Raw genomic sequence first — 22,171 nt, forward strand, 5'->3', positions numbered from 1 at the left:
GATCCGGTCCGATATCAGGGCCGCGGGAGACGACACCATGGACGCCATCGTCAAGAAACTGGTTCCGGAAGCCGGCAAGCCGTCGCGCGAGGAAGCCGAGGAGGCCGTGCGCGTTCTCCTGCGCTGGGCGGGCGACGACCCGACCCGCGAGGGCCTGCTCGATACGCCGAAGCGCGTGGCGAAGGCCTATCGTGAGCTTTTCTCCGGTTATGAGGCGGATATCCACGACATTCTCGGCACGACCTTCGAGGAGGTCGCCGGCTATGACGACATCGTCTTGGTCAAGGACATCTCGTTCTTCTCGCACTGCGAACATCACATGGTGCCGATCATCGGCAAGGCGCATGTCGCCTATCTGCCGAACGGCCGGGTGCTCGGTCTTTCCAAGATCGCCCGCGTGGTCGATGTCTTCGCCCGCCGCCTGCAGACGCAGGAAGCGATGACGGCACAGATTGCCGAGGGGATCGACTCCGCCTTGCAGCCGCGCGGCGTTGCCGTCATGGTCGAGGCTGAGCACATGTGCATGGCCATGCGCGGCATCAAGATGTCCGGATCGACGACGCTGACGACGACGTTTACCGGCGAGTTCAAGGGCAATGCCGCCGAACAGGCGCGCTTCATGTCGATGATCCGCAGCCGCTGACGCGGACGTTTCTCTAAGGACGCTTTTCATGACGATCGAATTCGCCCCGCCGCAGGCCGACCACGCGGCGCTGGAGGATGCCGGACCGTTCACACCGAAGTTCGACGCGAACGGGCTGGTGACCGCCGTGGTCACGGACGCCCGTGATGGCGAGCTTCTGATGGTGGCGCACATGAACGCGGAGGCGCTGTCGCTAACGCTCTCGACCGGGATCGCGCACTATTACAGCCGCTCGCGCGGGAAAATCTGGAAAAAGGGCGAAAGCTCAGGCAATCTGCAGACGGTGAAGGATTTCCGTGTCGATTGCGATCAGGATGCCGTGTGGTTGAAGGTCTCCGTCGCCGGCCATGACGCGACATGCCACACCGGGCGCCGGTCCTGCTTCTATCGATCGGCGGCGCTCGAGAATGGCGAGGCGAAACTGACGATCGTCGACGATCACAGGCATTTCGACCCCGCCGACCTCTACGGCGATAGCAAAAAATAGGCGTTTGCCTTGTTCTCGACCGTTTCGGCATCAGCATAACGAATTCGTAAGCATCGAATGCGCTAATAGAGCTTCGGGGTATCGTTCAGCCGTAGGGGTATTGTGGATGCTGAACTTCAGTTTGACGCGTCATGCGGCGCCTTCCGCCGACAAGCCGAAATCCGGCGATCCCGGCGATTCCAATCCGACGCCCCCTGCCTTGCCGAAAAAGCCGAAGATAGCGCTGGCGCTCGGTGGCGGTGCTGCTCGCGGCTGGGCCCATATCGGCGTGCTTCGTGCTCTGGACGAGGCGGAGATCGAAGTCGGTATGGTGGCCGGCACCTCGATCGGCGCACTGGTCGGCGGTTGCTACCTCGCCGGAAAACTCGACGAACTGGAAGCCTTCGCACGATCGCTGACCATGCGGCGCATCGCTTCGCTTCTCGATCTGACAATCGGCGGCGGCGGCCTGCTTGGCGGCATGCGGCTGACCAAACGCATGCAGGAACACCTGCAGGGCATGTCGATCGAGGATCTGCCCCTGCCCTTCGTGGCCGTCGCGACGGAACTCAACAGCGGCCACGAAGTCTGGATCGACGGCGGCAGCCTGATTACCGCGATCCGTGCGTCCTACGCGCTACCGGGCATCTTCGAGCCGATCAAGTGCAACGGCCGCACCCTGGTGGATGGCGCTCTCGTCAATCCGGTCCCGGTATCCGTCTGTCGCTCGCACGAGCAGACGCTGGTGATGGCCGTCAACCTGCACTACGACCTGTTCGGCCGCTCCGCCGTCGTCAAGCACAAGGCCCAGGAACTGGGCGAAGACGCCGAGTTCCGGAACAAGGCCAATCGGCTGGGCGTGACGAGCGTCATGGTCCAGTCTTTCAACATCATCCAGGACCGCATCTCGCGGGCAAGGCTTGCCGGCGATCCGCCGGATCTGGCGCTGCATCCGCGCGTCAGCGATATCGGCCTGTCTGAGTTTCACCGCGCCGGAGAGGCGATCGAGCGGGGTTACGAGGAGACGAAGTCCCGAATCGCCGAAATTAAGCGGATGCAGGAAGCCGTGATGCGCTGACGGGCGGCGTCAGCCACTCGTCCGTCCTCTCATGACACGTCAGCCGGCGATATACGCCTTGATCTGTTCGGCCTCGTGCTCGATTTCGCGGATTCGGTTCTTCACCACGTCACCGATCGAAATGATCCCCGACAGCTTTCCGCCGGCTTCGACGGGCACGTGACGGAAGCGGCGGGCACTCATGACTTCCATCAACTCGTTGACGGTCGCCTCTTCGCCGCAGCGATAGACATTCGCCGTCATCGCCGACGAGACGGGGTCTTCCAGGCATTCCGCGCCGCGGCGGCCGATCGCCGTTACCAGATCGCGTTCGGTGAAGATGCCGACAATGCGGTTCTCCATGCCGACCACCACGACGGCGCCGATCTTGTGCTGTTCGAGAGTTCGGGCGGCCTCGGCGAGGCTCGCATGCGGCGCGACGGTGACCACGTCGCGGCCCTTCTGATCGAGAATCGTCTTCACCAGTACGGACATTCGCTCCTCCATCGCAAAGATCGCGTTCAACGCTTCCGTCTTGCCCTCCTCCGGCAAACGGCGCGCATGGAAAGCGTGCCTTGAATTAGCAACTAATGCAACACGCTTTGCGGTGGAGCGTTTGGCCGTCCTCAGCGTTGTGGATCAAAAAGGGAAAACAGCAGGAAGCCGAAGAGGAAGCCGCCGATATGGGCGTCCCAGGCGATCGAGCCGGAAACATCGCCTATCAGCGGAAGCCCTACGGCAATCAGGATATTGCCGAGGAACCAGACGCCTGCGAACACCCGAACGGTGCGGTCCGCCAGTGCCTCCGCGATCGTCAGGCGCGGACGAAGGTGACCGAAGCTCAGGCGCGATCCGGGGCCAAGCGCAAAGCGGCAGGCGGCACCCATCAGCGCCGAGACGACGGCGGATGCGCCGATCATAAAGGTCGGCTGACCCCAATTGACCGCCGCATGGAGCGCGGCGCCGGCGGCGGCGGAGAAAACCCAGAAAGCCATAAAACGCGTCCCGCCAATGCGGCGGAACACCGGCGTGCCGAAGGCGGCCAGCCAAAGGCTGTTGAAGGCGATATGTTCGATACTGCCGTGCAGCAGCGAATAGGTCACCGGCGTCCAAAGCCACTCTAGTCCCTGTTCCGACAAGGGATAGACATATCGCAGCGGTGAAAAGGCAAAGGTGAAGACGAAGGACTGGGCGGCGTCCGGCGAGAGCACATAGGCCTGCAGCACGTATATGCCGGCCAGCAGCACCATCGCGGCCAGGATTCCGGTCGGCAGGTTGAAGACGGGTTCGCCGCCCCTGCCCCGTCCGCCAAACGCGCCGTTGTCATCTCTCGGGTCGTGGGTCATTGCTTCTCCTCGGTGCTGTGCACCGGCATACGCGACACGGCGATCAAAAAAAAGGCCGTCCGACAAACGCCGGACGGCCGGTCGGGCCCCCGCGGGTTACCCCGGCCCTGAAGAGATGTGCTGATCGACATCCGGCAGGACGTCGTTGATGACGTTTTCGCATTCCGTCGCAATCCGAGCAAGGACAACCGGTCTTTAACCTTAACATCGGCCCGGGCCGGCGTACGGCCCAACCTTCTGTTAACCGCTCCAGCGTAAAGTTTCGCAAGAACAGCCGAGAGAGCAGCATGTATTCGTTCAGGCCACAACAGAGCAGCCCATCGTCCGCTCCTGTTGATCAGCGGTCTTTTCAGCGCGTCAACGTCAACCTGCAGGGCCGGTTGATGCTTGCGAACTATGAGGAATATGTCTGCTCGGTCGTCAACATGTCGCCCGGCGACGTGCGCTTTGCCTGCGACGGCCGGCCGAAGCCCGGCGAGCGGGTTATTGCCTATATCGATCATATCGGCCGTATCGAGGGCACCACGATCAAGCTGACCGATGACGGTTTCGTGATGTCGATCGTCGCCACGGGCCGGAAGCGCGAGAAACTCGCGGCACAGTTGACCTGGATCGCCAACAAGCACGAACTCGGCCTGCCCGAGGATCGTCGCCACGACCGACTGACGCCGCGCAACACGCTGACCGAACTCGTGCTCGACGACGGCCGGCGCTATCCGTGCCGGCTGATGGACCTTTCGCTGTCGGGCGCGGCGATCGACATCGATATCCGCCCGCCAATCGGCACACAGATCAAGCTCGGCAACATGCGCGGACGCGTGGTGCGTCACTTCCTCGAAGGCGTTGCGATCGAATTCCTGACTCTGCAGTCGCGCGAAGCGCTGACCGAGTTTCTGTAATCCACTTCCGAAATCCTGACTCTGGCATCCAACGGCGCGTCACGCTATACGGATGCCTGCGGGCACCGTCTCGCGGAGATCAACAGCGAGACGCAGCAGAACGACCGGCACTGTCCGTCGATGCATGCGGGTTCGCAAAATGGGTTCCGCCATGAACGACCACGGCGTCCGCTTCGGACGAATTGCCGCTACCTTGCCTGTCCGCGACATTAACAAGGCGCACGACTTCTACACAGGAGTGCTCGGTTTCCGAAAACTATTCGAAAACGGCAATCCCGTCGGCTTCATGATCCTGAAGCGCCACGACGCGGAACTGCACCTGACCTTGCAGCCCGGACGCAAGGCCGCGACCTTCAATGTCGCCCACCTGATTGTCGAGGATGTCGACCAGTTGCACGCTGTCTGCCAGAAAAACGGCACACGGATCATCAAGAGCCTCGCAGACAAGGACTACGGCCTCAGGGCCTTCGTGTTCGAAGATCCAGACGGGACCCGCATCGACGTCGGACAACCGATTTAATCGGCGAAGAGGGTCGGCCCTTACGTCCGACCCTCCCAAACACGCGGTCGACCGTTTCACCGAAAAAATACGCGCTTCCCGAAAAAATTTTTGTCACGGTTTGCGGACAATCAGACGCCGACAAGGCCGCAGAAATGGCTGCTGCCACCTCGCGGATAGCGGGAGTGCGACAAAAACCGCGGCAGCCCTGCCTCCCGCGCAGCAGAGGCCAGCGTTCATCTGGCACTCGCAGAGCGAAAAAATCCAATGAAATCATTGATGGCCTGCATTTCGCGCCGGTGCATTTCATTCAAATTTTACGCGTGTTTTATTCAAAAAATACTCAAATAAAACTAGAACTTTAATACTATTAATTGCAAAATCTATTCTTATTTAATTCTTATAAGTCCTTATTTTTACTTCATGATTTTGCGATGGATAAAAGTGTTTGTGTCATTGTTCTTCCATAACGGGGAGACAAACAATGACAAGAAACAACACACTTCGCCGCAGCCTGATCGTCGCAGCCGCGCTGGGAGCGCTCACGTCACAGGCAGCCGCCGTACCCGCGAACATGCATATCGTCGGCAAAGCCAATCCGCCGATCGGTCACTACGAATTCTGCAAGACCTACAGCTCGGAATGCCAGCCTTCCGCGTCCGGCGATACGGGACCGATGACGCTGACCGAGAACGCGTGGAAAACGCTTCTTCAGGTGAATTACGACGTCAACTCGGCAATCCAGCCGCTGACGGACCAGGAGATCTACGGCGTCGAGGAACTGTGGACCTATCCGCGATCGGTCGGCGACTGCGAGGACTTCGTTCTGCTGAAGCGCAAGATGCTCATCGATGCCGGGTTCTCGGCCTCCGACCTGCTGATCACCGTGGTGCTGCAGCCGAATGGTGAAGGCCACGCGGTGCTGACCGTCCGCACCGACCATGGCGACTTCATTCTGGACAACATGCGCAACAAGGTGCTGCTGTGGTCCGACACGGAATACACATACCTGAAACGGCAGTCATCGACCCATGCCGGTCGGTGGGTGAAGCTGCAGGATGGCCGCGCGACGGCCGTCAGCAGCGTCGGCACCAATTGACCGCATCGATCAACCGTTACAGGAGAGTTTGGCCCCGGTCCGTCCCCCGCACCCCGTCCCCGACCGGCGCCAGGAGCCGATCCCGCACACGCCAGCGGGATCGGCTCTCTTTCTTTGGGCAGCAGATCCGTCGTTAGCGTTTCGTTAACCCTGATGTCGCAGCCTGCCGCTTGAGATTCACGACAAACCGTGCCGTGAGTCGATAGCCGGGACACGAGACATGGCGAATGCCAGCCAGACGAGCGCGCACAGCGAAGCGCCAGCGATCTCCAGCGGTTTCATCACCAAGGTTGCCATCGCCGTAGTGGCGATCGCCCTGCTCTCCGTTGCCATCAGCATTGCCGGCCAGATGTTCGGCGATCGCATGCTTCTGGCAGGACACACCGACAGCACTGAAACGTTCTCCATCCGGATCGGCCAGGATACGCTTTCGCTCGAGGCGAACACGCTGCGGTTCGCCGGTCAGAGGCACAGCGGTTCCGCCGAGCGTGCGGATCTTTATTTCCTCTGGCCGGAGATGACCGGCTATCAGCGCGGTGAGCGACGGCGCTTCGACGACGTGAGCCTCGCCGACACCCTGATCTTTGTGCAGCTTTCCCAGAGCACGATGTCCCGGGACATGTCGGGGCGCGTGGAACCGATCTACTCCTATCTGTTCGACGGACCTGCCGAGCCCGGCCCGCACGGCCTTACCCTTCACCGGCTTCGCAACGATGCCGGCTATGCGAACGAAGTCATGTACACCGCACCCCGTTTCGGCCAGTCCGATTACGCGGTTCGCTGCCTGATCGCCGCTCCCGACAGCCCGCCGAGCAGCGGTGACTGCCAGCGCGACATCCATGTCGGGCGCGACCTCACCGTGCTCTACCGCTTTTCCAGCCGGCGCCTTGCCGACTGGGAGCGGATCGACGCGGCGATCCGGCAGCACTTTGAGGCGCGCCTTGGCGGCGGCGCCGAAAAAAGCTCGGATTCTCAATAAATTCGACTGAACCTGGAAACTTTCCATTCATCATAAACCACTTGGTAAGGCTGGCTGCATATCCTTGCAGAGGGTCGGAGGGGGCATCCGTATCCAGACAGATCAAGTGAAGAGTTTAGCGGTGACAAGAACAAGAACGGTTGGTTTCAGGCAGGCCCTTTCTTTCCTGATGAAGCGTCAATTGCCCATATTCGCACTGGCGTTTTCCCTCGCGCTAGGCCTCGTCGTTTCGACAGCCGAGGCCGCGCCGAAATATGCCGGGATCGTCATCGATGCCCGCACCGGCAAGACGCTCTACGAGAGCGATGCGGACTCGTTGCGCTATCCCGCATCGCTCACCAAGATGATGACGCTCTACCTCGTGTTCGAGGCGCTCGAGAGCGGTCGCGTCCGGCTCGACACAAAGGTTCCGGTTTCCAAGAATGCCGCAGCAGAGCCGCCGTCCAAGCTCGGCGTGCGTGCGGGCGGGTCCGTGACGATCGAGCAGGGTATCCTCGCTCTCGTCACCCGTTCGGCCAATGACATCGCAACCGCGCTCGGCGAATATCTCGGCGGCTCCGAATCCCGGTTCGCCCAGATGATGACCGCCAAGGCCCGTAGCCTCGGCATGAGCCGCACCACCTATCGCAACGCACACGGCCTTCCCAATACCGCGCAGATGACGACCGCCCGCGACCAGGCGATCCTCGGCGTGGCGCTGCGCCAGCATTTCCCGCAATATTACGGCTATTTCTCCACCCGCAGCTTCAAGTTCGGCAAATCCGTCATCGGCAACCACAATCGCCTGCTTGGCAATGTGCGCGGCGTCGATGGCATCAAGACGGGCTTTACACGCGCCGCCGGCTTCAACCTCGTGACCTCGGCCCAGGCCGACGGCCGCACCATCGTCGCCGTCGTCATGGGCGGCAGCTCGGGTGCGCGGCGCGATGCGACGATGCGTGAGCTGGTGGCAAAGTACATGCCGAAGGCGAGCCGCTCGGGCCGCCAGAGCCTGCTGATCGCACGCGGCAGCACCTCGGTCATGCCGGCCGACGCGATGGCCGTGGTGACGGTGGACGATATGTTGCCGCTGAACGGTCCGGTTCCGGTCGCCCGCTACGAGCAGGCACCGGTTGCGAATGCCTATGCCGCACCGACGGAAAGCGCCGCCCAATCGGCGCTGGCGCAGGTGACGGCAACGACATCGGTCGCACCGGCGATGGCGACGGCAACGAGCGTCCCGGTCCCGGCGCCCGCCCCGGCCTATATGCCGGAACAATCATCCGCGATCATCGCGCCGCAGGCGCAGGCCCCGCAGCAGGTGGCTTCGCTTTCGGTTCCCGAAGGCGTCGATGGCACGGTCACGGCCTCGACGCAGCAAGCAGCGCCGGTGTCGGGCTGGATCGTACAGGTTGGCACGTCGCCCGATCGCGACATGGCCATGGAACTCCTGCGCAAGGCGCAGGATAAAGGCGGCAAGGTATTGCGTTCCGCCACCCCATTCACGGTTGCCTACGATACGGGCGCCGCACAGGTGTACCGCGCGCGTTTCGGCGGCTTTGACGATCAGAAGTCGGCCGTCAATGCGTGCAACTCTCTGAAGAAAAAAGGAATTGGTTGCTGGGCCGCACTGCAGTAATGGCCCCGTGACCCCTCGATTTGTGTACTGCGTACGAGGGAAATTCAATGGCGACGAACGAGAACAGCCTCGATGCCGCACGGCAAGGGCAAGAGAGCGAACAGCAGTCCCGCTTTACACTGCATCCGCTTCATGAAGCCGCGATGCGGCTTGCCGACATGGGGCTCGGCAAGCCCAAGGCGAAGAGCAAGGACCTCATCGGCCTGCTGCTCAGCCACGGCGCCCGCGCCTGGCGGCAATCGCAGGCGCACGCCGACATCCACCTGCACATCGGCTCGCATCACGGTCGTTTCCCGGTTATCCTGCGGCTTAAGTAAGCCGCGCCCCACCGGGGCCGGCAAGCCGGGAGGACGACCATGCCGCTTTATCGACTTGGCAATCTGACGCCGAACACACCGGCGGACGACGCTTATTGGATCGCGCCGGACGCGCATGTGATCGGACAGGTCACGCTTGGCCGCGATGTCGGCATCTGGTTCGGCGCGGTGCTTCGGGGCGATAACGAACCCATCGTCATCGGCGACGGCACGAACATCCAGGAAGGCGTGATGATCCACGTCGATCCGGGCTTCCCCGTCACCATCGGCAAGGGCTGCACCATCGGCCACCACGCGATCGTGCACGGCTGCACGTTGGGCGACAACACGCTTGTCGGCATGGGTGCGACGGTGCTGAACGGCGCGAGGATCGGCAACAATTGCCTGATCGGCGCGAACGCGCTCGTCACCGAGGGCAAGGAATTTCCCGACAATTCGCTGATCGTCGGTTCGCCCGCCCGCGCAATCCGTACGCTGGACGAGGCGGCCGTCGCCGGGCTGAAACGCTCGGCGGAAAGCTATGTCGCCAACTGGAAACGGTTTTCGCGCGACCTCACACCACTCTGAGGTTCAGGCGGCACAGGCGGCGCAGAGGCCCCTGATCTCGATCGTGGTCTTTTCCGCGCGGAACTGCTTCGACGTCTCCCACTGGCGAAGACGGTCGTCGATCGCATGATCGTGGAATTCCGACACCTGCCCGCAACTGTTGCAGATCGCGAAGGCGACGATCCCGTGGCTGCAGCAGCTTTCCTGCGGATGGGCGCAGGCGACGAAGGAATTGATGCTCTCAAGGCGATGCACCAACCCGGTGTCCAGAAGCTTTTCGAGCGCCCGGTAGACCTGCAGCGGCGCGCGAAAACCCTGGTCGCGCAACTTGTCGAGGATCGTATAGGCCGAGAGCGGCTGGTCGGTCTGGCGCAGCACGCCGAGCACGAGGGACTGGTTCTTGGTCAGCGTTGGCTGGTTCATCGCGTGGTCTCCCTAGTGGCATCCGCCACGGCGTTCCTGCGACCGAAAGGCAGCAGGCTCACCAGAAAGATAAGAAGGGCCGCAACCACAATCGAGGGGCCGGAGGGCGTATCGTATTCGAGCGAGCCGAACAGGCCACCGACCACGGCGACGGCGCCGAGCAGGGCCGCGTAGATCGCCATTATCTCCGGCGTCGACGAAAACCGCCGCGCTGCGGCTGCCGGAATGATCAGCAGCGAGGTGATCAGCATGATGCCGACGATCTTCATGGCGATCGCGATGACCAGCGCCATCAGCAGCATGAAGAACAGGCGCGCGCGTTCGGGGTTCAGCCCTTCCGCCTCGGCCAGCTCGACATTGACGGTGGAGGCGAGCAGCGGCCGCCACAGGACCGCGATTGCCGCCAGAACTAATGCGCCGCCGACCCAGACGATGGCGATATCGGCACGGGTGACCGCGAGGATGTCGCCGAACAGGAAGGCGATGAGGTCGATTCGCACCCAGGTCATGAAAGCGACCATGACCAGGCCGATCGCCAGCGTCGAGTGGCTGAGAATGCCAAGCAACGCGTCGGACGACAGCGCCTGCCGGCGCTGGAGAAGCAGCAGCAACAACGAGACGCCGGCGGCGACAACGAAGACGCTGACCATCAGATTGAGCGAGAAGAACAGCGAGAGCGCGACACCCAGCAGGGCCGAGTGGGCCATGGTGTCGCCGAAATAGGCCATGCGCCGCCAGATGACAAAACAGCCGAGCGGGCCGGCGGTGAGCGCGACGCCGACGCCGGCGATGAGCGCGCGGACGAAGAAGTCGTCAAGCATGGCGATGTCCCTCGTGCTTCACCCCATGGGCGTGTTCGTGGTGGTCGTGGTCATGCTCGTGGTGATGGCCATCCTCCGGGTGGCAATGATCGGTGACGGTGCCGTCTGAATGGCGTACGCGACCGTCAGGCAGATGGGTGTGATCGTGATGATGGTTATAGACGGCGAGCGTGCTGCCGGCAGTGGCGCCGAACATGCGCTGGTATTCCGGACTGCGGCTGACGGCCTCCGGCGTTCCACGGCAGCAGACGTGTCCGTTGAGGCAGATCACGGTATCGGTCTCTGCCATGACGACGTGCAGATCGTGCGAGATCAGCAGGATGCCGCAGCCGGTCGACTTGCGGATCGACGTGATCAGATCGTAGAGCGCGATCTCGCCGGAGAAGTCGACGCCCTGCACGGGCTCGTCGAGCACCAACAGGTCCGGCTTCCGGGCGATGGCGCGGGCAAGAAGCGCGCGCTGGAACTCGCCGCCGGAGAGGTGTTGCACCTCGGCCTCCCTCAGGTGGGCGATACCGACCGCATGAAGCGCCGCGTCGATCTCCACCGGTGACAGCTTCATGGTGAGGGTCATCAGGCGACGGACGGTCAGCGGCATGGTCCAGTCGATCGCGAGCTTCTGGGGGACGTAGCCGACGGTGAACGGGCGATGGCGCTCGACCTCGCCCTCGTCCGGCTTCAGGACGCCGATCGCCATCTTGGCACTCGTCGACTTGCCGGAGCCGTTGGGGCCGATCAGCGTCACGATTTCGCCGGGGCTGACCGAAAAGTCGACTCCGCGCACCAGCCAGCGCCCGCTGCGGCGTACGCCAGCATTCCTGAGCGTTACCAACGGCGTCTGTCCGACAAGTTCGGAAGGGGTCATGGTTTTTCCAGTTTTTGATCTTGCCCGACGCTATGGCACACGTTATAGCGTTACGCAACGGATGTAATAACATTACACGCCTGCCAAACCGGAGCATATTCATGAAATCGTCAGTTATAGCCCTCCTCGCAACCTCGGTCGCGCTTACCTTTCTCCCCCAGGCCGCGATGGCCGCGCCGAAGGTGGTTGCCTCGATCAAGCCGGTCCACTCCCTGGTCGCGGCCATCATGGAGGGTGTCGAGACGCCGGAACTGATCGTCGAGGGCGCCGCCTCCCCGCATACCTATACGCTGCGGCCCTCCGATGCGCGGAAGCTTCAGGATGCCAATGTCGTGTTCTGGGTCGGTCATGGGCTGGAAGCCTTCCTGGAAAAGCCGCTCGAGGCGCTGTCGTCCGACGCAAAAGTTGTCGAACTAGAGGACGCGCCGGGCCTTGAGGTTCTGCCGTTCCGTGAAGGCGGCGCCTTTGAGGCGCACGATCACGGCGACCACGATCATGCACACGAGGGCGAAGAAGCCGGGCATGACGATCACGATCATGCGGCTGAAAGCGCCGAGGAGGCCCATGCGCACGAGCACGAGGATGAAGATCAAGAGCACGCGCATGAGGAAGCAGGGAACGACCGTGAGCATGGCGGCAACGACATGCACATGTGGCTAGACCCTATGAATGCGAAAGCCATGGCGAGCGAGATCGCCCGCGTGCTGGAAGAGGCCGACCCTGAGAATGCCGCGACCTACGCCAAGAACGCCGAGGCCCTGCTTGCCTCGCTCGACGCCCTCGACAAGGAGATTGCCGAGACGGTTGCGCCGATCAAGGACAAGCCGTTCGTGGTCTTCCACGACGCCTACCAGTATTTCGAGCATCGTTACGGCGTGCGCGTCGCCGGCTCGATCACCGTCAGCCCTGAAGTCATGCCCGGCGCCGATCGCGTCAGCCAGATCCATGCCAAGATCAAGGAACTGAACGCAGCCTGCGTCTTCGCCGAACCGCAGTTCGAGCCGAAGCTGATTGCGGTCGTGATGGAAGGAACGGATTCGAAGTCCGGCGTTCTCGATCCGGAAGCGGGCACGCTCACCGCCGGACCGCAGCTTTATCCGGACATGATGCGGGCGATCGCGACATCACTCAAGGACTGCCTCTCGGACTAACCGAAGCCAAACCTCTGCTATAAAACGGGGAAATCCGCATGAAGCGCCTTCCGACCACCGTCCTTTCCGGCTTCCTCGGAGCCGGGAAGACGACCCTGCTCAACCATGTGCTCGCCAATCGCGAGGGCTTGAGGGTCGCCGTCATCGTCAACGACATGAGCGAGATCAATATCGACGCGGCGCTGGTGCGCGGCGGTGACGCCAATCTCTCGCGCACCGAAGAGCAGCTCGTCGAAATGAGCAATGGCTGCATCTGCTGCACATTGCGCGAGGATCTGCTGACCGAGGTTCGACGCCTGGCCGAAGACGGCAGGTTCGACTACCTGCTGATCGAGGGCACCGGCATTGCCGAACCGCTGCCGATCGCCACCACGTTCGACTATCGCGACGAGCACGGACGCAGCCTGTCCGACGTCGCTCGACTCGATACAATGGTGACGGTGGTCGATGCCGCCAATCTGTTCGCCGATTATTCCTCGACGGATTTCCTCTCCGATCGCGGGGAGACCGCAGGTGACGGCGATCATCGGACGCTGGTGGACCTGCTGGTGGAGCAGATCGAATTCGCCGATGTCGTGGTGCTGAACAAGGTCGCCACCGCGACCGACGAACAGCGCGAGGCCGCCCGCGCCATCATCCGCGGCCTCAACGCGGATGCGCGGCTGGTGGAAGCCGATTTCGGGCGGGTGGCGCTCTCCGACGTGCTCGACACCGGTCTCTTCGATCTGGAGAAGGCGCAGGAACATCCGCTCTGGTTCAAGGAACTGCACGGTTTCAAGGACCATGTGCCGGAAACCGAGGAATACGGCATCCGATCCTTCGTCTACCGGGCGCGGCAGCCGTTTCATCCCGAACGGTTCCAGGCCTTCATCAACAAGAGCTGGGTCGGTGTCGTGCGCGCCAAGGGCTTCTTCTGGCTGGCGACGCGTCCGCACCATGTCGGCGAATTGAGCCAGGCGGGCGCGATTGTCCGGACCAGCAAGATGGGGCTGTGGTGGGCATCCGTTCCCCGCCAGCGCTGGCCGGACGATCCGGGCTTCGAGCGCATGATGGCGCCGTATCTCGATCCCGTCTGGGGCGACCGGCGCCAGGAACTCGTCTTCATCGGCGCTCAGGCGATGGACGAGGCGGCGATCCGGGCCGATCTCGATTCCTGTCTTCTCGATGCCGACGGTTTCACGCCGGAGCGCTGGCGCAACCTGCCGGACCCGTTCGCCTCCTGGGAACGCGCGGTCGCGGCGGAGTAGCACCCTCGCCTGCCGGCGTCAGCGCGGCAGGCGGTTTCTCTTTCGGAGCAGATCGAGCACCAGACCCGCGCCCGCCTCGCCCGATGGCATTTCCGTGCCCATCCGGTTCCACACGGCCTCGAAACCCTCCAGCATGGCGCGCCGCTGCAGCGTGTCAGCGGACAGCCGCTCGGTCCAGCGGGCGAGGCTTGCCGGGCGAACGACCTCGTTGATGTATTCCGGGACGATGACATAATCGGCGATCAGGTTGGGCAACGCGCCCGTCCAGGTCTTGATGCGGCCGGCAAGCAGCTTGATCAGCCAGTCGGTCTTGTAGCAGGAGACCACCGGCACACCGGCGAGACCGAGTTCGAGGATAACCGTGCCAGAGGCAGCAATTGCGGCGTCCGCAGCGGCGAAGGCCTGCCACTTCGCGGCGGGGCCGACAGAAATTTCCGGCTTCACCGTCCAACCGGCGGCTAGTTGGCGCACCAGGTTTTCCTGCCGGGTAACCGTGGGCAGGACGAGGCGCGCCGGCCCGTTGCGGGCGACGAATTCGGCCGCGGCTTCGCCGAAGACCGGCATCAGCGACCGGATCTCGCCGCCGCGCGAGCCGGGCAGCAGCATGATGGTGCGCTCACCGGCCTCGGTCGAAAGACCCCGCTCCGCCCGTTGTTGCCGCACCCGAAGCAGATCCGGGTCTGCTGTCAGGCGGTGGCCGATATAATGCGTCTCGGGGCCGCCAAGCCTTTGCATGGTTTCCGGTTCGAACGGCAGCACGGCAAGTACCAGGTCGACATAATCGAGCATGGCCTCCGCCCGATATTCCTTCCACGCCCAGACGCTCGGGCAGACATAGTCGACGACCGGCAGATCGGGTAGCGCTTTGCGAACCTTCTTTGCCACCCGATGGGTGAAATCGGGGCTGTCGACAATGAGCAGCAGGTCGGGTCTGGCAGCGACAATGGCGTCCGCCGTCCGGTTGATCAGCCGCACCAGCTTCGGCAGTTTTGAAATGACCTGGGTGAAGCCCATGATCGAGAGTTCTGAAAAGTCGAAGAGCGAGACCAGCCCCTCGGCCTGCAGCGCGTCGCCGCCGACGCCGACCAACGAAACCGGTCCGCCGTGCTGGCGCTTCAGTGCCGCGATAAGATCACCGCCGAGCAGGTCGCCCGACACCTCCCCGGCAATCACGGCGATCTTCAGCGGCGTTTCCGTCATATTCCGTCTCCCGGCAGGCTGCGGTCGAGACCGCAGACGAAGAGGCCCGCGTCGTTTGCCATCGCGACCAGCGCTTCACGATCGACGATCAGCGACCGGCCGGCTTCCACCGCGATGCCGGCAAGCCCCGCCTTCACGGCGTTCTCCACCGTCGAGCGGCCGATCGTCGGAAGATCGGCGCGGACATCCTGCTGCGGCTTGCAGAGTTTGACCAGCACGCCCTTGCGGGATTTCGAAATACGGCCCTCCGCGCGCAGGTCGGCGACGCGGGCGAGCATCGCGTCCGTCCCCTCGACACCCTCCAGGGCGACGATCCGGCCGCCGACGCTCACGGCGCCCTGCCCCACATCCAGCCGGCCGAGCGCTTCGGCCGCTTCCGCCGCGCGGGCGATGTCGCGACGATCATCCTCGCCAGGCACCACCTTGCCGATCGGGCCGGCCGTCGCCAGAAGGTCGGGCGCAATCTCGTGGGCGCCGACGACACGCACGCCCTGGGCCTCGATGAGTTCGATCACCATTTTCAGCACCACATCATCACCGCCGGCCAGCAGCGTGCGCACCACCGAAGGCAGCTTCAGGATATGGCGCAGGTTGGCGCGAATTTCGCCGAAGGCCGGTCGCCGCCGGACGCCGCCCGAGAGCACGACGCGGCCAATGGCATTCTGCTTCAGCAGGCGCGCGAGACCGGCCATGTCGCCGACGCCGATGACGGCGCTATCGAAGCCGTGCCAGTCCTGGGCCGCTTCGTTCCGTAACGGAAGGATAAAGGGGTTCTCGCCACCGGCACGCGCGGCTTGCGCAACGTAAAGCGGAAGCTTGCCGTCGCCGGCAATGATCGCCAGCCGTCCCGCGCGCGATGCGGTGGCGGCGGTCGCCATGTCAGGCCTTGCCGCGGAACGGCGAGGACAGCGCGCGATCGCTGTCGGCGGCGATGAAATCGAGGATTTCCATCACCTCCTTGCAGTCGGCGAACTCGTCGCGGATTGCAGCCGCCTTGGTGCGGATCGCCCCTTCTTCGGCGAAGATCGCCTGGTAGGCCTTGCGCACCCGGTGGATCGTCGCGCGTTCGATGCCGGAACGGGTCATGCCGACGACGTTGAGGCCGCCAAGCAGGCCCGGGTTGCCGTTCAGCATGCCATACGGAATGACGTCGTAGCTGACGGCGGACAAGCCGCCGACGAAGGCCTGACGACCGATGCGGGTGAACTGGTGCACGGCCGAGCCGCCGCCGAGGATCACGCGGTCCTCGACCTTGACGTGGCCGGCCAGCATCACGTTGTTCGACAGGATGATATGGTCGCCAAGGCGGCAATCATGCGCAACGTGCGAATTGGCAAGAAAAAGGTTGTTGTTGCCGACAACAGTCTCGCCGCCGCCCTCGGCAGTGCCCGTGTTCATCGTCACGCCTTCGCGGATGGTGCAATTTTCGCCAACGAAGAGTTTCGTTTCCTCACCCGCATGATGAATGCTCTGCGGATCGCCGCCGATGACCGCCATCGGGAAGATTCGGGTATTGCGCCCGATCGTCGTGAGCCCGGTGACGACCGCGTTCGACAAAAGCTCCACGCCCTCGTTCAGCACCACTTTCGGGCCGACACGGCAGAAGGGGCCAACGACGACATTCTCGCCGATGACCGCACCATCCTCGATGACAGCCATCGGATGGATGCGGGCGCTCGGGGCAATCTTGCTCATTTCTTTTCCTTGTCGGGCGCGATCATCGCGCCGATGTCGGCCTCGGCGACCAGAGCGCCGTCGACCTTGGCATCACAGTGGAACTTCCAGATATTGCCGCGCTGCTTCTGCTTGACGACGTGGAACTCCACCCGATCACCAGGCACCACCGGCTTGCGGAAGCGCGCATTGTCGATCGTCATGAAGTAGACGAGGTCGCCGGCGCCACCCTGGCTGCGCGCGCAGATCGCGCCCGCCGTCTGGGCCATCGCCTCGATCAGAAGCACACCCGGCATGATCGGCTGCGTCGGGAAATGACCCGTGAATTGCGGCTCATTTATGGTGACGTTCTTGATGCCGATGGCGGAATTGTCGCCGTCGATCTCGATGATCTTGTCGATCAGCAGGAACGGATAGCGATGCGGCAGGAGCCGCATAATCTCCAGGATGTCGGCCGCGTGAAGGCTCGCCTTTTCGGTTTCACTCATTGGTCTTCCCCTTCCCCTTGCGGCTTTCGGACTGGCTCATCTGCTGGGCGACATCCCGCAGGAAATCCTTCAGCGGACGGGCCGGCAGGCCGCCATATTTTTCTCCCGGCGGGACATCGGCGATGACGCCGCTCATGGCGGCGATCTGCACGCCGTCACCGACGGTGATGTGGCCGTTGACGCCGCTTGCGCCGCCGATCATGACCCCATCGCCGATGCGCGTGCTGCCGGCGATGCCGACCTGCGCGACGATGCCACAATGGCGGCCGATGCGGACGTTGTGGCCGATCTGCACGAGATTGTCGATCTTGGTGCCCTCACCGATGACGGTGTCGTCCATCGTGCCACGATCGATGGTCGTGTTGGCGCCGATCTCGACATGATCCTGAATGATGACGCGGCCGACCTGGACAATCTTCAGCATGCCACGCGGACCCGGCGCGTAGCCGAAGCCGTCCTGGCCGATACGAGCACCATCGAAGACAATGACATTGTTGCCGATCAGGGCCGACTGGATGGAACAGCCGGTGGCGATCGTGCAGTCGCGGCCAATGCGGACATTCTCGCCGATGATCGATCCGGCGCCGATCTGCGTGCCTGCACCGATCTCGACACCGGCACCGATCACGGCCATGGGCTCGATGACGACCCCGTCCTCGATCTTTGCTGTCGGATGCACATGGGCGGCGGGAGAGATATCGGGCGCAGACCGATCCAGACGTCGGGGCCGCATGGCCTGCGGGAAGAGGAGCGAGCCGGCGACCGCGAAGGCCGTATGCGGGTTGTTCGTCACCAGAACCGGGATGTGTGCGGGAATCGCGGAGCGCAATTCAGGGGCACAGAGGATTGCGGACGCCTTGCAGGTCTTCAGTTCGTCACGGCTACGGCGCGACAGAATATAACACAGGTCACCCTCCTTCGCCCGGTAAACGGGGGAAAGAGAGCGAATCTGCGTGTCTGATTTGCTGGCGTCTTCCAAAGTCGCGCCTATACGCGCGGCGAGCGCCCCAAGGGCAAAGCCGTCCTGGGGCGGGAAGAAGATATTATGCTCCATCGAGCAAAGCCTCGGAGTCTTTCAGGCGGCGGCCTAAGCCGCCGCGATTAGAATTGGCCGGCCATCGAGAACCGGAAGTTCTGCTCCTTGTCGTAGTCCTCCTTGAGGACCGGGACAGCATAGTCGAACCGCAGCGGACCAAAGGGCGACAGCCAGATCACGCCAACACCGACCGAGGCACGCCATGCCATGTCGTCGCCGACGATCGTTTCACCACCGCTCGGAACGTCATTGCCGTAAAGCGTACCGGCATCGGCGAACAGCGCGCCGCGAACGTTGAGATCCTGCGGAATGGCCGGCATCGGGAAGTTGACTTCAGCCGAAGTGGTGAAATAGGTCGTCCCGCCGAGCGAATCGTCGTCGCCGCGGACACGCGGGCCGATACCGTTGTTCTCGAAGCCGCGGATTTCCTTGCCGCCGATCCGGAACTGGTCGAAGATGTTCAAATCGTCGCCGGTCGCAATGACATGGCCTGCGCTCGCGGACACCGAGCCGACGAGATCGAACTCATCCGACAGCGTATGGTAGTAGCGGATCTTGCCGTAGAGCTTGTAGAACTCCGAATCGCCGCCGATACCGGCATATTCATGCGTGAAGCTCGCATAGATGCCTTCATGCGGGTTCAGGCGATCGTCGACCGTGTTGTAGACCAGCTGATGCGACAGGATCGACTGCTGGTACTTCTCTCCATCGACAAGGTCGACGTAGGGATCGGAAAGCTTGTCGTCCGCGGTATTCGGAATACCGTCCGCACCGAAAGCGCCGTCTTCCTTGTACTTGAGCTCCTTGTAGGTGTAACGAACCGTCGTCGCCAGATCCTCGGTGATCGGCGCCGTGACGCGGAAGGTTACGCCCTGCTCTTCGTAGTCATAGTAGTCGTAGCTGCTGGTCGAGTTGCGGAACAGATCAAAGCCCGCAGCAAGACGGTAGCCGAGGAAATACGGCTCGGTGAACGAGAAATTGTAGCTGCGGGCATTGTCCAGACCGCCGCCGACAGCGAGACGGATGAACTGGCCGCGACCGAGGAAGTTCTTTTCCTCGACGGACGCTTCGACTACGACACCGTCGTCGACAGAGTAGCCAGCGCCGATACCGAACGATCCGGTCGACTGATCCTCGACATCCACCACGATGACAACGCGGTCGGCAGAGCTGCCAGGGGCAGTCGAGATATTGACCGTCGTGAAGTAGCCGAGAGCCTCAAGGCGGCGCTTGGCACGCGAGATGACTTCCTGGTTGAAGGCATCGCCTTCGGAGATATCGAACTCGCGGCGGATCACGTAATCACGCGTGCGGGTGTTACCGCGGATTTCGATGCGCTCAACATAGGCGCGCTCGCCCTGGTCGACGAGATAGGTCACGCCGATCGTGTTATCTTCGAAGTTGCGGTCGCCGCGCGGTACGATTCGGGCGAAGGGATAGCCCTGCGACGAAACCCGGCGCGAGATGGCTTCCATCGACTTCTGGATATCGGAGGCGTTGTAGATGTTGCCGGTGCGCGTCTCGAGCATGCGCTCGAGTTCAGCCGGATCAACGCCCTCGACAGTCGACTCGACCGCGACGTTGCCGAAGCGGTAACGCTCACCTTCCTCGACCGTGATCGTCAGGGTGTATTCGTTGCTTGCTTCATCGAGAACGGCATCAGAGGAAATGACGCGGAAGTCGGCATAACCGTGATTGTAATAGAACTGGCGCAAAGCCTCTTCGTCGGCGCGAAGCTTGTCGGCGTTATAGACGTCCTTGCGGGTCAGGAAGGACAGTATGCCCGATTCCTTCGTCTGCAGAACAGCGCCGAGACGACCGTCGCTATAGGCCTGGTTGCCGACAAAATTGATGTTCTTGATCTTGGTGCGATCACCTTCGTTGATCACGAAGGCCAGGTTCACGCGACCTTCGCCGACGGGAACGACCTGCGTGGTGATCTCGACATCGCTGCGGCCGATGGCGCCATAGGCTTCCCGGATGCGTTCGATGTCGGAGGAGATCAGCGCGTCGCTGTAGGGACCGAGCGGCTGGGTCTGGACCAGACCCTGGAGACGATCGTCCTTAATCTTGCGGTTGCCGTTGAAGACGACCTGGTTGACGAGCTGGTTCTCGGACACAGTAACGACCAGCGTGCCGCCGGATACGGCGATGCGAACGTCGGAGAAGAAACCTGTCTCATAAAGACGCTTTACCGACTCATCGATGTCGGCACTGGAGAAGTTCTGGCCCGGGCGGATTGTGATGTTGGAGCGGACCGCGTCGACGCCGGTGCGCTGCGCACCGCGGACTTCGATTCGCTGGATGACCGCCGCTTCCGCCGCGACAGTAGATGCCAGAACAGCAATACCCGCGCCCGAGGAAGCAACACCTGCAGACAGCGCAAACGCCGATACTGCGTTCAAAAACCTCGAACCAGCTTTCATAGTCTTACTTTCAACCTTTTTCCGTTGCCCCACAGCCAAGTGTCCCGACTCCGGCTCGTGAGAGGTTTTACCCGGTTTTCCCCTACAAGCAAGGTGGACCGTTAAATTCTATTTACTTCATTTGGAGGCGTGTCACATCCGCCACTATCAGTTTGAAACATCGTAAACAAATCCTATCCGGATTGGCAAGACGGCCACCTCGCCCGCACCTACCCGATCAACCGGGTGATATCGTTCCAGGTGGCGAACACCATCAGCGACAGGATCATTGCCAGACCGATACGGAAGGCTATTTCCTGCGCGGCCTCACCGACCGGACGTCCCCTCACCGCCTCTAGCGCATAAAGCACCAGATGGCCGCCGTCGAGTACCGGAACCGGCATCAGGTTCAACAATCCAATGGAAACCGAGAGCACGGCGGCAAGCTGCAGGACCGCAGCCACGCCAAGCGTTGCCATCTGGCCGGAAGCCTGCGCGACACGGACGGGACCGCCCAGCTGGTCGGCATTCATGCGGCCGGTGACGAGATTCGCCAGATAATCCATGGTGCCGGTGACCACGTGCCAGGTCTGGCGAACGCCCTCGGCGACGGCCTCGACCGGTGTCAGTTCCTCGACGCGGAAATTGCCGGCCTCCTGATTGGTGATGATGCCGATGAGGCCGACTTCCATCGTGTTGCCGAACTGGTCGGTGATTTCGCTGCGCTCCGGCACCATGGGCAGGCGCAGCTCTTCATCGCCGCGGCGCAACGTGACGGTGATCGGGATTTCCGGGCGGACGGAGACATAGCGCCGCACGTCGTCGAAAGTCTGGACGCGGACATCGTCGAGCGCCAGCAGCACGTCGCCCGGCAGAACCCCGGCGGCCTCGGCGGCGCTCGGCGACTTGACCTCGGCGACGACCGGATCGGCGATCGGCTTGCCGAAGATGCCGAAGAGAACGGCGAAGATGACGATCGCCAGCAGGAAGTTGGCGATCGGTCCGGCCGCGACGGTCGCGGCCCGCTTCCAGAGCGCTGCGCCAGACAGGGTCTGCGCCTTTTCCTCCGGCGACAGGCTATCGTAGGCGTCCTTCTCGGGACGGCTCGAGGCATCGGCATCGCCGAAAAAGCGGACATAGCCGCCCAGCGGAATGACGGAAATCTTCCAGCGCGTGCCGTGGCGGTCGGTGAAGCCGACGAGTTCCGGACCGAAACCCACGGAAAAGGCAAGGATCCGGATGCCAGACCAGCGCCCGACCAGATAGTGGCCCATTTCATGGACGAAGACGAGCAGCGACAGGACCAGAACGAACGGCACGATATAGCCCGTCAGGAAGCCGAACACCGATGCGACAAATTCCATTTCTTCAAGCCTTTCCGCTGTCGCCGGC

The 22,171-nt window shown here is 62.6% G+C and carries 24 protein-coding genes; 12 read left to right on the top strand and 12 right to left on the bottom strand.

Annotated features, from left to right (window positions below; all coding sequences use genetic code 11):
- Positions 1–37: 37 nt before the first annotated feature.
- From folE to J5J10_RS08335, 3 genes are all read left to right on the top strand, one after another.
- Complete coding sequence (gene folE, locus J5J10_RS08325) at positions 38–643, top strand: GTP cyclohydrolase I FolE (protein WP_208550011.1); 606 nt, start codon at positions 38–40, stop codon at positions 641–643.
- A 28-nt stretch (positions 644–671) separates the two neighbouring features.
- Positions 672–1,130 carry a phosphoribosyl-AMP cyclohydrolase gene (hisI, locus tag J5J10_RS08330; RefSeq protein WP_211929549.1) on the top strand — a complete coding sequence of 153 codons (459 nt, stop codon included), beginning with the start codon at positions 672–674 and terminating at the stop codon, positions 1,128–1,130.
- Between the two features lie 106 nt (positions 1,131–1,236).
- On the top strand, positions 1,237–2,187 hold the full coding sequence (locus tag J5J10_RS08335) for a patatin-like phospholipase family protein (protein ID WP_211929550.1): 951 nt from the start codon (positions 1,237–1,239) through the stop codon (positions 2,185–2,187).
- A gap of 39 nt (positions 2,188–2,226) precedes the next feature.
- Here the strand turns inward: J5J10_RS08335 and J5J10_RS08340 are convergent, their stop codons facing one another.
- Positions 2,227–2,661 (bottom strand): CBS domain-containing protein, encoded by a 435-nt coding sequence (locus tag J5J10_RS08340; RefSeq protein WP_208550005.1) that lies wholly within the window; start codon positions 2,659–2,661, stop codon positions 2,227–2,229.
- A 131-nt stretch (positions 2,662–2,792) separates the two neighbouring features.
- The gene (locus J5J10_RS08345; protein ID WP_211929551.1) at positions 2,793–3,512 is read right to left on the bottom strand and encodes a rhomboid family intramembrane serine protease; all 720 of its coding nucleotides are present in this window, start codon (positions 3,510–3,512) and stop codon (positions 2,793–2,795) included.
- Between the two features lie 287 nt (positions 3,513–3,799).
- Between J5J10_RS08345 and J5J10_RS08350 the strand changes: the two genes are divergently transcribed.
- From J5J10_RS08350 to J5J10_RS08380, 7 genes are all read left to right on the top strand, one after another.
- Positions 3,800–4,411, top strand: a complete 612-nt coding sequence (locus J5J10_RS08350) for a PilZ domain-containing protein (protein ID WP_208550001.1) — start codon at positions 3,800–3,802, stop codon at positions 4,409–4,411.
- Positions 4,412–4,562: 151 nt separating this feature from the next.
- The gene (locus J5J10_RS08355) at positions 4,563–4,931 is read left to right on the top strand and encodes a VOC family protein (protein WP_211929552.1); all 369 of its coding nucleotides are present in this window, start codon (positions 4,563–4,565) and stop codon (positions 4,929–4,931) included.
- Between the two features lie 463 nt (positions 4,932–5,394).
- A complete protein-coding gene (locus J5J10_RS08360) occupies positions 5,395–6,009 on the top strand; it encodes a transglutaminase-like cysteine peptidase (RefSeq protein ID WP_211929553.1) in 615 nt (204 codons plus the stop codon).
- A gap of 220 nt (positions 6,010–6,229) precedes the next feature.
- The gene (locus J5J10_RS08365; protein ID WP_211929554.1) at positions 6,230–6,988 is read left to right on the top strand and encodes a hypothetical protein; all 759 of its coding nucleotides are present in this window, start codon (positions 6,230–6,232) and stop codon (positions 6,986–6,988) included.
- 169 nt (positions 6,989–7,157) lie between these two features.
- Positions 7,158–8,606 carry an SPOR domain-containing protein gene (locus J5J10_RS08370; protein ID WP_211931184.1) on the top strand — a complete coding sequence of 483 codons (1,449 nt, stop codon included), beginning with the start codon at positions 7,158–7,160 and terminating at the stop codon, positions 8,604–8,606.
- 47 nt (positions 8,607–8,653) lie between these two features.
- Positions 8,654–8,923 (top strand): hypothetical protein, encoded by a 270-nt coding sequence (locus J5J10_RS08375; protein WP_211929555.1) that lies wholly within the window; start codon positions 8,654–8,656, stop codon positions 8,921–8,923.
- A gap of 39 nt (positions 8,924–8,962) precedes the next feature.
- Positions 8,963–9,490, top strand: coding sequence for a gamma carbonic anhydrase family protein (locus J5J10_RS08380; RefSeq protein ID WP_211929556.1), 528 nt, complete (start codon positions 8,963–8,965; stop codon positions 9,488–9,490).
- Positions 9,491–9,493: 3 nt separating this feature from the next.
- Here J5J10_RS08380 and J5J10_RS08385 read toward each other — a convergent pair whose 3' ends face one another.
- The 3 genes from J5J10_RS08385 to J5J10_RS08395 are packed head-to-tail and all read right to left on the bottom strand — an operon-like array spanning position 9,494 to position 11,578.
- The gene (locus J5J10_RS08385) at positions 9,494–9,892 is read right to left on the bottom strand and encodes a Fur family transcriptional regulator (RefSeq protein WP_211929557.1); all 399 of its coding nucleotides are present in this window, start codon (positions 9,890–9,892) and stop codon (positions 9,494–9,496) included.
- Entirely contained in the window at positions 9,889–10,713 is an 825-nt protein-coding gene (locus J5J10_RS08390; protein WP_211929558.1) for an iron chelate uptake ABC transporter family permease subunit, read from the bottom strand. Before J5J10_RS08390 ends, J5J10_RS08385 begins: the two co-directional genes overlap by 4 nt.
- Positions 10,706–11,578, bottom strand: a complete 873-nt coding sequence (locus J5J10_RS08395; protein WP_211929559.1) for a metal ABC transporter ATP-binding protein — start codon at positions 11,576–11,578, stop codon at positions 10,706–10,708. Before J5J10_RS08395 ends, J5J10_RS08390 begins: the two co-directional genes overlap by 8 nt.
- A gap of 101 nt (positions 11,579–11,679) precedes the next feature.
- On the opposite strand from J5J10_RS08395, the gene znuA reads away from it, so the two are divergent.
- Positions 11,680–12,729, top strand: a complete 1,050-nt coding sequence (znuA, locus tag J5J10_RS08400; protein ID WP_211929560.1) for a zinc ABC transporter substrate-binding protein ZnuA — start codon at positions 11,680–11,682, stop codon at positions 12,727–12,729.
- A gap of 38 nt (positions 12,730–12,767) precedes the next feature.
- Positions 12,768–13,976, top strand: a complete 1,209-nt coding sequence (gene zigA / locus J5J10_RS08405) for a zinc metallochaperone GTPase ZigA (protein ID WP_211929561.1) — start codon at positions 12,768–12,770, stop codon at positions 13,974–13,976.
- Between the two features lie 18 nt (positions 13,977–13,994).
- On the opposite strand, the gene lpxB is transcribed toward zigA, so the two are convergent.
- The 7 genes from lpxB to rseP all read right to left on the bottom strand — a co-directional run bounded on the left by lpxB (position 13,995) and on the right by rseP (position 22,143).
- Complete coding sequence (gene lpxB, locus J5J10_RS08410) at positions 13,995–15,176, bottom strand: lipid-A-disaccharide synthase (RefSeq protein WP_211929562.1); 1,182 nt, start codon at positions 15,174–15,176, stop codon at positions 13,995–13,997.
- Positions 15,173–16,054 carry a UDP-2,3-diacylglucosamine diphosphatase LpxI gene (gene lpxI, locus J5J10_RS08415; RefSeq protein WP_211929563.1) on the bottom strand — a complete coding sequence of 294 codons (882 nt, stop codon included), beginning with the start codon at positions 16,052–16,054 and terminating at the stop codon, positions 15,173–15,175. Before lpxI ends, lpxB begins: the two co-directional genes overlap by 4 nt.
- Before the next feature lies 1 nt (position 16,055).
- Positions 16,056–16,871 carry an acyl-ACP--UDP-N-acetylglucosamine O-acyltransferase gene (lpxA, locus tag J5J10_RS08420; RefSeq protein WP_211929564.1) on the bottom strand — a complete coding sequence of 272 codons (816 nt, stop codon included), beginning with the start codon at positions 16,869–16,871 and terminating at the stop codon, positions 16,056–16,058.
- Positions 16,868–17,338 carry a 3-hydroxyacyl-ACP dehydratase FabZ gene (gene fabZ / locus J5J10_RS08425; RefSeq protein ID WP_208549954.1) on the bottom strand — a complete coding sequence of 157 codons (471 nt, stop codon included), beginning with the start codon at positions 17,336–17,338 and terminating at the stop codon, positions 16,868–16,870. The genes lpxA and fabZ overlap by 4 nt, the downstream gene beginning before the upstream one ends.
- On the bottom strand, positions 17,331–18,392 hold the full coding sequence (lpxD, locus tag J5J10_RS08430; RefSeq protein WP_211929565.1) for a UDP-3-O-(3-hydroxymyristoyl)glucosamine N-acyltransferase: 1,062 nt from the start codon (positions 18,390–18,392) through the stop codon (positions 17,331–17,333). Before lpxD ends, fabZ begins: the two co-directional genes overlap by 8 nt.
- A gap of 47 nt (positions 18,393–18,439) precedes the next feature.
- Positions 18,440–20,800 (bottom strand): outer membrane protein assembly factor BamA, encoded by a 2,361-nt coding sequence (bamA, locus tag J5J10_RS08435; protein ID WP_211929566.1) that lies wholly within the window; start codon positions 20,798–20,800, stop codon positions 18,440–18,442.
- Between the two features lie 209 nt (positions 20,801–21,009).
- Positions 21,010–22,143 carry an RIP metalloprotease RseP gene (gene rseP, locus J5J10_RS08440; RefSeq protein ID WP_211929567.1) on the bottom strand — a complete coding sequence of 378 codons (1,134 nt, stop codon included), beginning with the start codon at positions 22,141–22,143 and terminating at the stop codon, positions 21,010–21,012.
- Positions 22,144–22,171 lie beyond the last annotated feature (28 nt).

Origin of the sequence: Ciceribacter sp. L1K23 (genome assembly GCF_018122705.1) — a bacterium.
GTDB lineage: Bacteria > Pseudomonadota > Alphaproteobacteria > Rhizobiales > Rhizobiaceae > Allorhizobium.